Origin of the sequence: Bordetella bronchialis, assembly GCF_001676705.1 — a bacterium.
Classification (GTDB): Bacteria; Pseudomonadota; Gammaproteobacteria; order Burkholderiales; family Burkholderiaceae_B; genus Bordetella_C; species Bordetella_C bronchialis.
In genome coordinates, this window is record NZ_CP016170.1 from 2,347,024 (window position 1) to 2,361,138 (window position 14,115).

General features: G+C 68.1%; 13 protein-coding genes. 5 read left to right on the top strand and 8 right to left on the bottom strand.

Annotated features, from left to right (window positions below):
* Positions 1 to 264 precede the first annotated feature (264 nt).
* The 3 genes from BAU06_RS10585 to BAU06_RS10595 all read left to right on the top strand — a co-directional run bounded on the left by BAU06_RS10585 (position 265) and on the right by BAU06_RS10595 (position 3,969).
* Positions 265 to 1,869: an ABC-F family ATPase gene (locus BAU06_RS10585; protein WP_066348396.1), complete on the top strand. Its 1,605-nt coding sequence runs from the start codon at positions 265 to 267 to the stop codon at positions 1,867 to 1,869.
* Between the two features lie 127 nt (positions 1,870 to 1,996).
* Positions 1,997 to 3,379 (top strand): MFS transporter, encoded by a 1,383-nt coding sequence (locus BAU06_RS10590; RefSeq protein WP_156770206.1) that lies wholly within the window; start codon positions 1,997 to 1,999, stop codon positions 3,377 to 3,379.
* Positions 3,380 to 3,381: 2 nt separating this feature from the next.
* Positions 3,382 to 3,969 carry an IMPACT family protein gene (locus BAU06_RS10595; protein ID WP_066348400.1) on the top strand — a complete coding sequence of 196 codons (588 nt, stop codon included), beginning with the start codon at positions 3,382 to 3,384 and terminating at the stop codon, positions 3,967 to 3,969.
* Positions 3,970 to 4,003: 34 nt separating this feature from the next.
* On the opposite strand, the gene trxA is transcribed toward BAU06_RS10595, so the two are convergent.
* Together trxA and BAU06_RS10605 are read right to left on the bottom strand one after the other, a co-directional pair.
* On the bottom strand, positions 4,004 to 4,393 hold the full coding sequence (gene trxA, locus BAU06_RS10600) for a thioredoxin (protein WP_066348402.1): 390 nt from the start codon (positions 4,391 to 4,393) through the stop codon (positions 4,004 to 4,006).
* A 67-nt stretch (positions 4,394 to 4,460) separates the two neighbouring features.
* Positions 4,461 to 5,498: an LLM class flavin-dependent oxidoreductase gene (locus BAU06_RS10605; RefSeq protein WP_066348405.1), complete on the bottom strand. Its 1,038-nt coding sequence runs from the start codon at positions 5,496 to 5,498 to the stop codon at positions 4,461 to 4,463.
* Positions 5,499 to 5,594: 96 nt separating this feature from the next.
* Here BAU06_RS10605 and arfB point away from each other — a divergent pair, with 96 nt between their 5' ends.
* Positions 5,595 to 6,017, top strand: coding sequence for an alternative ribosome rescue aminoacyl-tRNA hydrolase ArfB (gene arfB, locus BAU06_RS10610; RefSeq protein ID WP_066348408.1), 423 nt, complete (start codon positions 5,595 to 5,597; stop codon positions 6,015 to 6,017).
* A 48-nt stretch (positions 6,018 to 6,065) separates the two neighbouring features.
* Here the strand turns inward: arfB and BAU06_RS10615 are convergent, their stop codons facing one another.
* The 6 genes from BAU06_RS10615 to BAU06_RS10640 all read right to left on the bottom strand — a co-directional run bounded on the left by BAU06_RS10615 (position 6,066) and on the right by BAU06_RS10640 (position 11,614).
* Entirely contained in the window at positions 6,066 to 6,488 is a 423-nt protein-coding gene (locus BAU06_RS10615; RefSeq protein WP_066348411.1) for a hypothetical protein, read from the bottom strand.
* Between the two features lie 221 nt (positions 6,489 to 6,709).
* Positions 6,710 to 7,474, bottom strand: a complete 765-nt coding sequence (locus BAU06_RS10620) for an NRDE family protein (RefSeq protein ID WP_066348414.1) — start codon at positions 7,472 to 7,474, stop codon at positions 6,710 to 6,712.
* Positions 7,475 to 7,484: 10 nt separating this feature from the next.
* Positions 7,485 to 8,024, bottom strand: coding sequence for a YbaK/EbsC family protein (locus BAU06_RS10625; RefSeq protein ID WP_066348417.1), 540 nt, complete (start codon positions 8,022 to 8,024; stop codon positions 7,485 to 7,487).
* Positions 7,993 to 8,991: an aldo/keto reductase gene (locus BAU06_RS10630; protein ID WP_066348418.1), complete on the bottom strand. Its 999-nt coding sequence runs from the start codon at positions 8,989 to 8,991 to the stop codon at positions 7,993 to 7,995. The genes BAU06_RS10625 and BAU06_RS10630 overlap by 32 nt, the downstream gene beginning before the upstream one ends.
* Positions 8,992 to 9,209: 218 nt before the next feature.
* Entirely contained in the window at positions 9,210 to 10,808 is a 1,599-nt protein-coding gene (locus tag BAU06_RS10635; protein WP_066348420.1) for a glycerol-3-phosphate dehydrogenase/oxidase, read from the bottom strand.
* Complete coding sequence (locus BAU06_RS10640) at positions 10,805 to 11,614, bottom strand: DeoR/GlpR family DNA-binding transcription regulator (RefSeq protein WP_066348422.1); 810 nt, start codon at positions 11,612 to 11,614, stop codon at positions 10,805 to 10,807. Before BAU06_RS10640 ends, BAU06_RS10635 begins: the two co-directional genes overlap by 4 nt.
* A 568-nt stretch (positions 11,615 to 12,182) precedes the next feature.
* Between BAU06_RS10640 and BAU06_RS10645 the strand changes: the two genes are divergently transcribed.
* Positions 12,183 to 14,039 carry a phosphoenolpyruvate carboxykinase (GTP) gene (locus BAU06_RS10645; RefSeq protein WP_066348424.1) on the top strand — a complete coding sequence of 619 codons (1,857 nt, stop codon included), beginning with the start codon at positions 12,183 to 12,185 and terminating at the stop codon, positions 14,037 to 14,039.
* Positions 14,040 to 14,115 lie beyond the last annotated feature (76 nt).

The window sequence follows — 14,115 nt, forward strand, 5'->3', positions numbered from 1 at the left end:
CTGGCGCTTCCGGACAGAGCCGCCATCGCCGCGGTTCCGGCCGCAGACGGCTTTGCATCGGACCGTCGCGCTCTTGCTCGCATTACATCCTCGTTGCGGTGGCTTGACAATCGGCGGGTAGGGATTAATCCAAACGTCGCCGTCTCGCGCATCGTTGCCGCGCGGACGTCCACCGGCCCATCGCCCGGCCCATGAAATGCCGCTTTCGCACGCAGGGGGTACACTGACGGGTTTGCATTCCGGCCTTTCTTCGATTCAATCAACGTGATATCCACCGCCAATCTCACCATCCAGTTCGGCCCCAAGCCGCTTTTCGAAAATGTCAGCGTCAAGTTCGGGGACGGCAACCGGTATGGACTGATCGGGGCCAATGGATCCGGCAAGTCCACCTTCATGAAGATCATCGGGGGCGACCTGGAGCCCTCCGCCGGCAGCGTGTCCCTGGAGCCGGGCATGCGGCTGGGCAAGCTGCGGCAGGACCAGTTCGCCTTCGAGGACAACCGCGTGCTGGACGTGGTGATGATGGGCCACACCGATATGTGGGCCGCCATGTCCGAGCGCGACGCCATCTACGCCAACGCCGATGCCACGGAAGAGGACTACATGCGCGCCGCCGACCTGGAGGCCAAGTTCGCCGAGTACGACGGCTATACCGCCGAAGCTCGCGCCGGCGAGCTGCTGCTGGGCCTGGGTATCGATGTGGAACAGCACAACCAGCCCATGCGCGAGATCGCGCCGGGCTGGAAGCTGCGCGTGCTGCTGGCGCAGGCGCTGTTCTCCAACCCGGACGTGCTGCTGCTGGACGAACCCACCAACAACCTGGATATCAATACGATCCGCTGGCTGGAGGACGTGCTCAACGGCTACCAGAGCACGATGATCATCATCAGCCACGATCGCCACTTCCTGAACCAGGTCTGCACGCACATGGCCGACCTGGATTACCGCGAGATCCGCGTTTATCCGGGCAATTACGACGACTACATGCTGGCCTCCACGCAGGCGCGCGAGCGCCTGTCGGCCAATAACGCCAAGGCCAAGGAACGGATCGCCGAACTGCAGGACTTCGTGCGCCGCTTCGCCGCCAACAAGTCCAAGTCGCGCCAGGCCACTTCGCGCCTGAAGCAGATCGATCGCATCAAGGCCGAGCAGGTGGAGGTCAAGCCGTCCTCGCGGCAGAACCCGTATATCCGCTTCGAGCAGAACAAGGTCATGCACCGCCTGGCCGTCACGGTGGAGCACCTGTCCAAGTCCTACGACGCGCCGGTCATCCGCGATTTCTCGGCGATGGTGGATGCGGGCGAGAAGATCGCCATCGTCGGCGCCAACGGGGTGGGCAAGACGACCCTGCTGCGCATGCTGGCCGGGGACCTGGCGCCGGATTCCGGCACCATCAAGTGGTCGGATAACGCCGACCTGGGCTACATGGCGCAGGACGTGTCGGATCAGTTCCAGCAGACCGACATCAATCTGTTCGACTGGATGGCGGAATACCGCCAGCCTGGCGACGACGACCAGTCGGTGCGTTCCGCGCTGGGGCGGCTGCTGTTTTCCGCGGACGACCTGCCCAAGGCGCCCAAGGTGCTGTCCGGCGGCGAAAAGAACCGCATGACCTTCGGGCGCCTGATGCTGGGCCGGCACAATGTGCTGCTGATGGACGAACCGACCAACCACCTGGACATGGAATCCATCGAATCGCTGCAGTTCGCGCTGGAAAAATACCAGGGGACGCTGTTCTTCGTGTCGCACGACCGGGAATTCGTGTCCGGGCTGGCGACCCGCGTCATCGAAATCCTGCCCGATGGGGAGATCGTCGATTACCGCGGCGGGTACGAGGACTATCTGTCCTCGCGCGGCGTGGAAGTGTGAAGCCGGGGGAGCGGGCCCCGGGGACCGGCGCCGTCCCACGGGATCACGGCGCCGGGAAGAGCATTGAATGGCGTGCGCGCCTTGGGCGGCGTGCGTTAAACTAGGGAAAACCCTAGCTACCCGCACCATGCCGTCCCCCGTTTCCATGTCCCGCACGCAGCCGCGCGCCTCCGCCGTCACGCTGCAAGTCGTCTCCATCGTCTTTTTCACATTCCTTTGCTATCTGGTCATCGGCCTGCCCATGGCGGTGTTGCCGGGCTACGTCCATGGCGACCTGGGCTACGGCTCCGTGCTGGCGGGGCTGGTGATCAGCGTCCAGTACCTGGCGACGCTGCTCAGCCGCTCGCATGCGGGCCGCATGGCCGATACCGTGGGGCCCAAGCAGACCGTGCTGGTCGGCCTGGCGGCTTGCGCGGCCAGCGGGGTTTTCCTGTTGCTGGCCCATGGGCTGTCGCATACGCCGGCGCTGAGTCTGGCGGCCCTGATGGTGGGACGCCTGGTGCTGGGCTTCGGGGAGAGCTGGGTGGGCACCGGCTGCATCACCTGGGGCATCGGCCGCGTGGGCGCCGCGCACACGGCCAAGGTGATCTCCTGGAACGGCATCAGCACCTACGGGGCGCTGGCCATCGGGGCGCCCCTGGGCGTGCAGTTGCAGGCGCGCTGGGGCTTCGGCGCCGTCGGCGCCGCGGTGCTGGCCTGCGGGCTGCTGGGGCTGGCGCTGGCCGCGCCACGCGCCCGCGTGGCCGTCGTGGGCGGCGTCCGCATGGCGTTCTCCCAGGTGGTGGCGCGCGTCCTGCCGCACGGGCTGGCGCTGGGCCTGGCTTCGGTGGGCTTCGGTTCCATCGCCGCCTTCGTCACGCTGTACTACGCCGCCCATCAATGGGGCGGCGCGGCCATGTCGCTGAGCGTATTCGGATGCTTTTTCATCGGGGCGCGGCTGCTGCTGGGCGGCACGATAGGGCGCTTTGGCGGCTTCCGCGTCGCCATCCTGTCCATCGCCGTGGAAGTCCTGGGCCTGTTGCTGCTGTGGCTGGCCGTCGCGCCCTGGATGGCGCTGGCGGGCGCGGCGCTGGCGGGCTTCGGCTTTTCGCTGGTGTTCCCGGCGATGGGCGTGGAAGCCGTGAACCGCGTGCCGGCGGGCAATCGCGGCGCCGCCCTGGGGGCGTACTCGGCCTTCCTGGACCTTTCCCTGGGGATTACCGGGCCGGTGGCCGGCTTGATCGTGACCGGCTTCAGCTACCCGGCGATTTTCCTGTTCGCCGCGCTGGCGGCGACAGTGGCGATGTCGATCGCGCTGGGCCTGCAGCGGGCGGCGCGGCGCCAGGACGCGGCGGCGAGTGCCGCGGCAGGCGCGTCCTTGTCCGGCGAGGCGTCCGCATCGGCGGGGCCGCCGGCGCCGGGTGCGGTGCCGGGCGCGGCGTCGGCTTCCGCGTCGGGTGCGGTGCCGGTACCGGCGCCCGCGCCGTCGCAGCTCGCCATACCCGTTCCCGTTCCCGCCGGCGGCGACTGACCGTGCCCAGCACGCTGGCCGCGATCCACGCCTACCGGGAAACGATCAAGAAAAGCGTTTTCCTGGCGCATGCCGGTCCCGCGGGGGACGTGGATGCCGCCATGGCCTTCATCGCCGCGCACAGCGACCCGGGCGCCACGCACAATTGCTGGGCCTATCGCATCGGCGCGGCGTACCGCTTCAGTGACGATGGCGAACCGGGCGGGACGGCGGGGCGCCCCATGTTGCAGGCCATCGAGGGCCAGGATTGCGACCGCGTGGCGGTGGTCGTCACACGCTGGTACGGCGGTATCAACCTGGGAACGGGAGGATTGGCGCGCGCCTATGGCGGCGCGGCCGCGAACTGCCTGCGGCTGGCGCCACGCGTGGAGATCGTCGATACCGTCGATGCCACCTGCGCCTGCGCCTATACCGATTTGCAGCAGTTGAAGGCGCACCTGGCACAGGCGGGAGCGAGCATCGCGAGAGAGGACTTCCAGGCCGATGGCGTAGTGCTCGCCCTGACCGTGCCGCGACAGGCATTCGAGGCGCTGAATGCCTGGTTCGTCAATCTGACGCGCGGGAAATCGTCGCTGCGCATGCGCGAGTAGCCGCGCACCCGCTGGACCCGCCTTCGCGGGCGGCTCAGGCCTGGCCGCCTTCGGCGTCCTGCTGCTGTTGGGCAGCGGCGATGTCCTGATGGACCTTTTCCATATCCAGTTCCTTGACCTTGCTGAGCAGCTCGTTCAACTGGCCCGCCGACAGGGCGCCCGGCTGTGAGAACAGCAGCACCTGCTCGCGGAACACCATCAGCGTCGGGATGGAGCGTATGCCCAGCGCGCCGGCCAATTCCTGCTCGACGTCGGTATTCACCTTGGCGAAGGTGACGTCGGGATGTTCCTCGGCGGCTTTTTCGAACACCGGCGCGAAACCGCGACAGGGCCCGCACCACGGGGCCCAGAAGTCCACGATCAACGTGCCGTCCGGCTTGATCGCTTCCTGGAAGGAGTCCTTGTTCAGTTCGACGATGCTCATTCGATACGTCCTTGCCGTGCCTTGCGCGGCGCATGCGGGCGCTGGCGGCCCTGGGTGGATGAAATTGTCATGGCGCAACGGCCGTGCCGGCCCGCGGCGCGGCGGCCGCGGCGGATTGCTTGAGCGAGGCCACGATCTCGTAGGAGCGCAGCCGGTCCGCGGGATCGTAGAAGTCGGAAACGATCATCACTTCGTCGGCCTGGGTACGGGCGATCAGCGATTCCAGCCCGCGCCGGACCGTCTCGGGCCCGCCGACGACGGAGGCGCCCAGGCGTTGCTGTACCGCGGCCTTTTCCCACTCGTCCCACAGCCCCGACATATCGTCCACCGGCGGCTGCAATTGCAGGCGGTGGCCGCGTATCACGGACAGGAACTTCTGCTGCTGCGTGGTGGCCTGGCGCTGCGCTTCCTCGTCGGTGTCGGCCGCGATGACCGGGACGCCGATCATGGCATAGGGCCGGTCCAGGGTGTCCGACGGCTTGAACAGATGGCGGTACAGCTGCATCGCCGCCATGCCTTCCGGCGAAAAATGGCCGGCGAAGGAGAAGGGCAGGCCCAGCTCCGCCGCCAGGCGGGCGCTGAAATCGCTGGATCCCAGCAGCCAGATGGGAACATCGAGCCCTTCGCCCGGAATGGCGCGCACCGCCTGCGTGGGATGCGCGGGACGGAAATAGCCGCGCAGCTCTTCCAGCTGCGCCGGGAAGTTCATGCCGCTGCGCGGATCGCGGCCCAGGGCGCGCTGCGTCATCCCGTCGCTGCCGGGCGCGCGGCCCAGGCCCAGGTCGATACGGCCGGGGAACAGCGATTCCAGCGTGCCGAACTGTTCGGCGATGATCAGCGAGGCATGATTGGGCAGCATGACGCCGCCCGATCCCACGCGTATGGTGCGGGTATGGGCGGCGACATGGCCGATCAGCACGGCCGTGGCGCTGCTGGCGATGCCGTTGATATTGTGATGCTCGGCCAGCCAGAAACGGTTGTAGCCCAGGGCTTCGACGTGCCGGGCCAGTTCGACGGTGTTACGGAAGGCGTCCGCCGCGGTGCGGCCTTGCGCGATAGGCGCGAGGTCCAGGACCGAGAGCGGGATTTCTGACAAGGGCTTCATGGTTTTCCTCACGCCATATACATGGGGCAGTGTATCGGCGATTTCAACCATGGGCCGGAGCAACCTTGCCGCCGTGCGGGTTGTAGACTGGCGGGCATGATACCCATTACCAAAGACCTGTTCCTGGACGAGCGCGAAATCGAGCTCGGCATGATACGCGCGCAGGGCGCCGGCGGGCAGAACGTCAACAAGGTCTCCAGCGCCGTGCATTTGCGCTTCGACATCGGCGCCTCGTCCCTGCCGGAGGAGATCAAGCAGGCGCTATTGGGAAGCGGCGACCGCCGCATCACCAAGGAGGGCGTGGCCGTCATCAAGGCCCAGACGCATCGCAGCCAGGACAAGAACCGCGCCGAAGCGATCGACCGGCTGGCGGCGATGATCGCCGCGGCGGCGCGTCCGGTGGTTCCGCGCAAGCCGACACGGCCCACGCGCGCGTCGCAGCAACGGCGCGTACAGCGCAAGGTGCATCACGGGCGCATCAAGCTGCTGCGTGGCAAGATCGGCGGCGACGCCGGGTGAGCCGTCGCGGGCGTACGCCCGGCCAGCCGCCAGTCGAGGCGCCGTGCCTTATTGCCATTCAAAGGCAACGCGGTTGTGCGAGCCCTTGCTGACGGTGGCCTGGCGCACGAGCTCCTTGCCGTTGTAGGTGGAGCTGATCTTGTAGGTGCCGGGCGGCAGCTGTACCAGCAGGTAGGGGCCATTGGTGGTCGTCTGCAGCACCGTTGCGCCCTTGCTGTCGGTGATGGTGACCGGCACGTCCGCGGTGTACAGGTTCTGGCCATCGGCGCGCTGGGCGAAGACCATGGACAGCGAGTAGTCTTTTTCCGCGGCCTTCATGGAAGTGGATTCGTCCAGGCCTACCCCGCCCGTTACGAAAGTGACGTTGCCCTGTTTCTGCACGGGCGGCATATCGGCATATGCGACGGAGAGCCCGGCGCCGAGCATCAGCACGGCAGCCAGCGAGCGGCGAAGACGGATTGTTTTCATCATTCTGCTCCTATCGAAAAACAAAGACTGCCCCGGGAAGGGGCGGGTGCGCAGCGGTGGCCGATATGGCAAGCCTTATGCCCGTGCGCATGCGTTTGGAGCGGAGTCCGGGCGTGAAAGTTCGGCGTGACTCCGTCGCATATCCTTGTGTGCGAAAACTTAGCGGCTGCGGACCGGGCGCCCATTGACCGATATCAAGGGCGGGACGCGCCGATGGGCGGTTCTCAGGCGGCTTCCACGTCCCAGTTGGAACGCCCGGCGGGCGAGCCGTCCGGCGCGAACCGGCGTTCGTACAGGGCCGCATGCCGGTCGCCCAGCATCATCACGGTCGAGGAGCGGGTGCCGTAGGTCAGGCCCACGATAAAGGCACTGCTGAGGAAGCGTTCGCGTTCCAGGCCCACGCCGGTATCGGGCAGTTCGGCATCCAGGGCGATGGAGCGGTCCCCCAGGGCCTCGAACAGGGCCTCGGGATCCGGGGTGGGAGAGGCGCGCAGGATGCCGGCGAACGCGGCCTTGGTGCGCGCGAGCTTGGGCCAGGGCGTGTCCAGCAGGTGGTTGGACAGGGCATAGATGCCCGGCTCCAGCGCCCGCGGCGATGCGCCGCGGTTGCTGTAGTACCAGGCGGCGCCGCGGTCGCCGACGATGAGATTGAAGCCGTTGTACCGCGCGCCGTCCCGCGCCACGCGCTGGACATAGTCCTCGGGGGCGGTGTCCTGGCGCAGGTAGTCTTCCACCAGCTTGCCGCGGGAGGGCGCGCGCGGCAGGATGCTCATGGGATCGCGGTAGTTGGTGACCAGCGCGTAGCGCCCGCCGCGCGTCATTCCCATCCAGGTGCCGCCGGACTTCAGGTCGCGGCCCGCGATGATGCGGGGATCGTCCTTCCAGGGTTGTGCCGGGGCCGTCGGCCGCGCATGGTATTCGTCGCGATTGGCGGCGATGATCGCGGGCAGGCCCGGGACGGTATGGATGGCAAGGACGGCCAGGCACATGATGGGGTCCTTAATCCGCCAAGGCGGCCGCTGCGCCGTCGCGCGTGAAGGCCGCGGTGGCGGGCCGCACCAGGGCCAGGTAGTCCCTGGCGCGCATGACGATGGATGCGTCCAGCCTGCCGGCGTTGAAGACGATTTCTTCGTAGCGGGTCCCGAGCGTTTCGTCCACCAGCAGGGAAAGCGCATCGTTGAACACGAAGGGCGGGATCGCGCCGATCTCGCAGCCGGTCAGCTCGCGGGCAAGATCGCGCGAGGCCAGCGATGCCTTCTTGCCGCCCACGGCGCGCGCGATGGCTTCCAGGTCCGCCTGCCGGTCCGCGGGGAACACGGCCAGCACGTGCGCGCGCTGGGTCGACGACAGCTTGACGCGGCACACCAGGGCCTTGGCGCCCTGGCCGACCGCCGTGCCGCGTATCGCCGCCACCGCCTCGGAGCGGCCCTCGGCGGCGTGGCGCAACTGGCGGTATTCGATGCCGGCCCGGTCCAGCAGGGACGTCAGCCGTTCATGCACGGAAGCGTCAGCGGACGGAGTCGCCAAAGCGGTATTCATGGGTCAGCGTATCCAGTTTCGACTTGAGTTCGGGCGAGAGCTTGTAATCCACCGCCGCCAGCGTGTCGTCCAGTTGTTCCGGCTTGCTGGCGCCCAGCAGCGGCGCGGTGATGACCGGATTGGCCAGCACCCAGGCCATGGCCAGCGTGGTCAGCGATACGCCGGCCTCTTGCGCGATGCCGCGCAAGGACTCCACGGTTTCGAAGGAGCGCTCGTTCCAGTAGCGGTCCTGGTAGCGGCCGGCGGCGGTGCCCAGCGTGAAGCGCGTGCCGGCGGCCGGGGCGCTGTTGCGCTTGTGCTTGCCGGTCAGCAGGCCGCCCGCCAGTGGGTTGTAGGGAATCACGGCCAGGCCCTCCGCGGCGCACAGCGGCAGCAGCTCGCGCTCGATTTCGCGGAACAGCAGGCTGTAGCGCGGCTGCACCGAGGTAAAGCGCGTCAGGTGCCGAACGTCGGAGCGGCCCAGCGCGGTGGCCAGGCGCCACGCCAGGAAATTCGACACGCCGATATAGCGCGCGCGGCCCGACTTGACGATAACGTCCAGGGCCTCCAGCGTTTCGTCCAGCGGCGTGGTTTCGTCATCGGCATGCAGCTGGTACAGATCGACGTAGTCCGTTTGCAGGCGCTTGAGCGACGCGTCGATGGCATCCAGCAGATGCTTGCGGGAGGCGCCGCGTTCCCATTCTTCCGCGCCCATCACGCCGACGGCCTTGGTGGCCACGATGAAGCGCGAACGCTTGCCGGTCAGCCAGCGGCCGACGATTTCCTCGGTGCGGCCCACGGTGTCCGGCGTGCCGCCCAGCGGGTAGACATCGGCGGTGTCGAGGAAGTTGATGCCGCCGTCGGCGGCCTTGTCCAGGATGCGGCCGGCGAGCGCTTCGTCGGTCTGCAAGCCGAACGTCATGGTGCCGAGCGCAAGGCGGGATACCTTCAGGCCGGTGCGGCCGAACTGGATCTTGGGGATGGACATCGCAGGTTCTCCGGAGGGGCGCGCCGGCGGGGCGCGTTCAGCATCGTGCAAGCAGGGGCGCCGCGCGGGCGCGTTCAGCATCATGCAAGCGAGCGGCGCCACGCGGGCGCCGCAGGACATCGTGAACCGCGAAGATTCTACGCCCGATGTCCCGCCATGTCGTGGGGGCGCGCGGCGCGCGATGCCCGGTATCCGATGGCGGCCGGGCCGGCGGCCCGCTAGGCGGCCAACCGGTACACCTGGGCGGTGCGCTCGAAGTCCGCCACGCTGCGGCGCTGCCAGGCGGCATCGTGGCCCAGTTCCTCCGCCAGGATGCGGGCGACGTCTGGCGCCGCGCGCAGCGCGGCCGCGCTGTCCAGGAACAAGGCCCGATTGCGGCGCGCCAGTACGTCCTCCACGCTGCGCGCCAGTTCGAAGCGCGCGGCGAAACGCACATGCGCTTCGCTCAGGCCGCTGGCGGACACCAGGATGCGGTCGGCGCCCGGCAGGGCGCGCAGCTGCGGCAGATCGCTGCCGTAGTAGGCGTCCGGCGTGCCCGCCGGCGCCAGGCCGGCCGCCGCGCCCGCGGCGCCGTGCAGCGGCAGGTCCTGGGTGCGGCAGGGCGCATAGGGCAACAGCTGTTCGCGCACGGCCATGTCCATGACGTCCTGCGCCATGCGGCGGTAGGTGGTCCACTTGCCGCCGGTCACGGTGATCAGGCCGGCGTCGGACAGCAGGATGGTGTGCTCGCGCGACAGTGTCTTGGTCGCGCCCACGCCGCTGGACTTGACCAGGGGACGCAGGCCGCTCCATACGCTGGTGACGTCGGCGCGCGTGGGCTTGCGGCTCAGGTAGCGCCCCGCCGTGTCCAGGATGAAGTCCACATCGGCGCGGCTGGCATCGGGCTCCACGGGCAGGTCGGCGCGCGGCGCATCCGTGGTGCCGACGATGGTATGGCCGTTCCATGGCACGACGAACAGCACGCGGCCATCGTCGGTCTTGGGTATCAGGATGGCGTTGGCGCCCGGCAGGAAATCGCGCGGCAGCGTCAGGTGCACGCCCTGGCTGGGCGCCACCAGCCCCATGGCGGAGCGGTCCTCCATGCGGCGGATTTCGTCCACCCAGACCCCGGTGGCGTTCACCACGCACTTGCCATGCAGGACGAAGGTGGTGCCGCCCAGCATGTCGCGCACCGTCACGCCGTCGATGCGGCCGTTGCTCTGGTTCAGCCCGGTGACCGCCATGTAGTTGACCGCCATGCCGCCCAGGTCGAACAAGGTGCGCATCAGCGCGGTGGCCAGCCGGGCATCGTCGAACTGGCCGTCGTAGTACAGGACGCCGCCACGCAGCCGGTGGCCGCCGACTTCCGGCGCCAGCGTCGGCGCGTCCGCCAGCGCCTGCGCGCGCGACAACAGGCGGCTGGACCGCAGGTTGAGCCGCCCGGCCAGTACGTCGTACATCTTCAGGCCGATCCCATAGAAGGGCTGGTCCAACAAGCCGTAGGCCGGCACGACGAAGCCCAATGGCCACACCACGTGGGGCGCGTTGCGGCCCAGCAGCCCGCGTTCGTGCAGGGCCTCCCGCACCAGGCTGATGTTGCCCTGGGCCAGGTAGCGCACGCCGCCGTGGACCAGCTTGGTGGCGCGGCTGGACGTGCCCTTGGCGAAGTCCGCGGCCTCGACCAGCAGGGTGCGGTAGCCGCGTGCCGCCGCGTCCACCGCGGTGCCCAGGCCGGTGGCGCCGCCGCCGATGACGATGACGTCCCAGGGCTGGGCGGAGTCGAGTTGCGCCAGCAGGCGTTCGCGGGTGGGGGGCGTCACGGGGCGGATGGGGGTCATGGCTGGATGGAGGGCGGGTTATCGGTGATTTCGCAGCGCACGCCGGCTTCTTGGAGCACGCGCGCGATGGCGTCCGGAATGGGGTGATCGGTGAACAGGCGATCGATGCGGGACACGTGGGCCACTTCCACCATGGCCCGGCGCTCGAACTTGCTGCGGTCGGCGGCGAGCCAGACTTCGCGCGACTGCTCGATGATGGCGCGCGCGACGCTGACCTCGCGCAAGTCGTAGTCCCGCAGCGTGCCGTCGGCCTCGATGCCCGAGATGCCGATCAGCCCGATGTCGACCTTGAAACGGCGGATGAAGTCGATGGCGGCGTCGCCGACGATGGCGCGGTCGCTGGCCCGCATCAGGCCTCCCGCCACGATCACTTCGCAATCCGGGTTGGCGGCCAGGATATCGGCCACGTGCAGGTTGTTGGTGATGACGCGCAGCCCTCGATGGCGCAGCAGGGCCCGGGCGATGGCTTCGGTGGTGGTGCCGATGTTCAGGATCAGCGAGCAGCCGTCCGGTACCTGCGCGGCGACGGCGTGCGCGATGCGCCGCTTGCCGTCGGCGTTGACGGCCTGGCGCTGCTGGTGGGCGATGTTCTCGGTGGTGGAGGACGCCGCCACGCGCACGCCGCCGTGGAATCGGGCGAGCAGGCCCGCGCCGGCAAGCAGGGTGACGTCGCGGCGCACCGTCTGCAAGGTGACGCCGAAACGCTGGGCCAGGGCCTCGATGGTGAAGGTGCCTTCCTGGCGCACGGCGTCGACCAGGGCCAGTTGGCGCGGATTGAGATCCATGGCCCGATCATAAAGGAACATAAACGAAAATAAAAGACCCGAAACGAGGCGGCCGGTGGTCAATAACGAAACGAGCCGCCGCGTCCGCTGGCACGCCCAAGTGGAACGAAACTTGCTGGTTTGTTACGTTCGACGCTCCGCCCAGGCCAGGGGCGACGCCAAGAGGCGCGCCTGCGCGTCCGGCCTGGTTTCCCCGGCGGGCGGGTGGCCGGCTTGCCGCCGCGCGGCTCGCTCCGGCTGTAACGCCGCTGTCGCCCGGCTGTCAGCCGGGCCGTCCACCGTGCCCGTCACCCGTGCCGCTTGCGCGCGGGATGTGACGCGCGGGATGTGACTGTTCGCCTCAATTTGACACGTCCGGCGACGAACGCCGACGCGCGTCACCCGTATGCTGCCCGACGGCTTCATTCCCCCATGTGGTTGGGTTGACTGGGCCATCCCCCGGGCGGGTATCATCGCCGGATAAACAAAATGCCGGCATGCACCGCGTCGATGACGCGGTGATGACCGCCGGCGGGCTCGCAACGGAGCTTATCGGTGCCACGGCGCCGCGACAGATTTGCAGACTCATCAATAAATCAGGAGATAGCCAATGAACCGACCTCTCGATGGACTCGTCGCCGCACTGAATGTGCCGGCCCATGTCCGGCACCGCAAACTCGTCGACTGGGTCGGGGAATTCGTGGCGCTGGCCAAGCCCGATCGCGTCGTCTGGTGTGATGGCTCGCAGGAAGAATACGACCGCTTGTGCGAGCAGATGGTCCAGGCCGGCACGCTGCGCCGGCTCAACCCCGAGAAGCGGCCGAATTCCTATCTGGCCTGGTCCGACCCCGGCGACGTTGCGCGCGTGGAGGATCGCACCTTTATCTGCACCGAAGACAAGGCCGATGCCGGCCCGAACAACAACTGGGCCGCGCCCGCCGAAATGCGCGCCACGCTGAACAAGCTGTTCGACGGCGCGATGCGCGGCCGCACCTTGTACGTGGTGCCGTTTTCCATGGGACCGCTGGGTTCGCCGATCTCCCATATCGGCGTGGAACTGACCGACAGTCCCTATGTGGTGGTCAGCATGCGCATCATGACGCGCATGGGCAGCAAGGTATACGACATCCTGGGCGATGACGGCGAGTTCGTGCCATGTGTCCATACGGTGGGCGCGCCGCTGGCCGAGGGCCAGGCCGACGTGCCGTGGCCTTGCAATCCCACCAAGTACATCGTGCACTATCCCGCCACCCGCGAAATCTGGAGCTACGGTTCGGGCTACGGCGGCAATGCGCTGCTGGGCAAGAAGTGCTTCGCGCTGCGCATCGCGTCGACGATGGGCCGCGACGAGGGCTGGCTGGCCGAACACATGCTGATCCTGGGCGTGACCTCGCCGGAAGGACGCAAGCATCACGTGGCGGCGGCGTTCCCGTCGGCCTGCGGCAAGACCAATTTCGCCATGCTGATTCCACCGGAAGGGCTGGACGGCTGGAAGGTATCGACGATCGGCGACGACATTGCCTGGATCAAGCCCGGCAAGGACGGCAAGCTGCACGCGATCAACCCGGAAGCCGGCTATTTCGGCGTGGCGCCCGGCACCGGCGAGAAAACCAATCCCAACGCCATGGCGACGCTGCGCGCCAATTGCATCTTCACCAATGTGGCGCTGACCGACGATGGCGACGTCTGGTGGGAAGGCATGACGGAAACGCCGCCCGCGCACCTGATCGATTGGCAGGGGCAGGATTGGACGCCGCAGATCGCCAAGGAAACCGGCCGCAAGGCCGCGCATCCCAACGCCCGCTTCACGGCGCCGGCCTCGCAGTGCCCGTCCATCGACCCTGAATGGGAAAACCCGCAGGGCGTGGTCATCGATGCATTCATCTTCGGCGGCCGCCGCTCCACCACCGTGCCGCTGGTGACCGAAGCGCGCAACTGGGAAGAGGGCGTCTACATGGCGGCCACCATGGGCTCGGAAACCACCGCCGCCGCCGCCGGCCAGCAAGGCGTGGTGCGGCGCGATCCCTTCGCCATGCTGCCCTTCTGCGGCTACAACATGAGCGACTATTTCCAGCACTGGCTCAAGCTGGGCGAACAGCTGCGCCAGACCGGCGCCACGCTGCCGCGCTTCTACACCGTCAACTGGTTCCGCAAGGGGCCGGATGGCAAGTTCGTGTGGCCGGGTTTCGGCGAGAACATGCGCGTGCTGAAGTGGATGCTGGAGCGCATCGAGGGCAAGGCCCAGGGCCAGGAACATGTCTTCGGCGTGACGCCGCGCTACCAGGACATCGACTGGAAGGGGCTGGATTTCGGCGCGGACAAGTACGAGCTGGTCTCGTCCATCGATGCCGCGGCATGGCGCGATGAGCTGGCCTTGCACGACGAGCTGTTCACGCAGCTGGCCGAGCGCCTGCCCAAGTCGCTGCCCGATACCAAGCAGCGCATCGCGGGTCGCCTGGCGGCCTGATTCCGCGCACACGCGCGCGGCCGGGCGGACCGCCCGGTGCGCCGCGGGGCCTCGTGTCCTTCGGGACGCGAGGCCC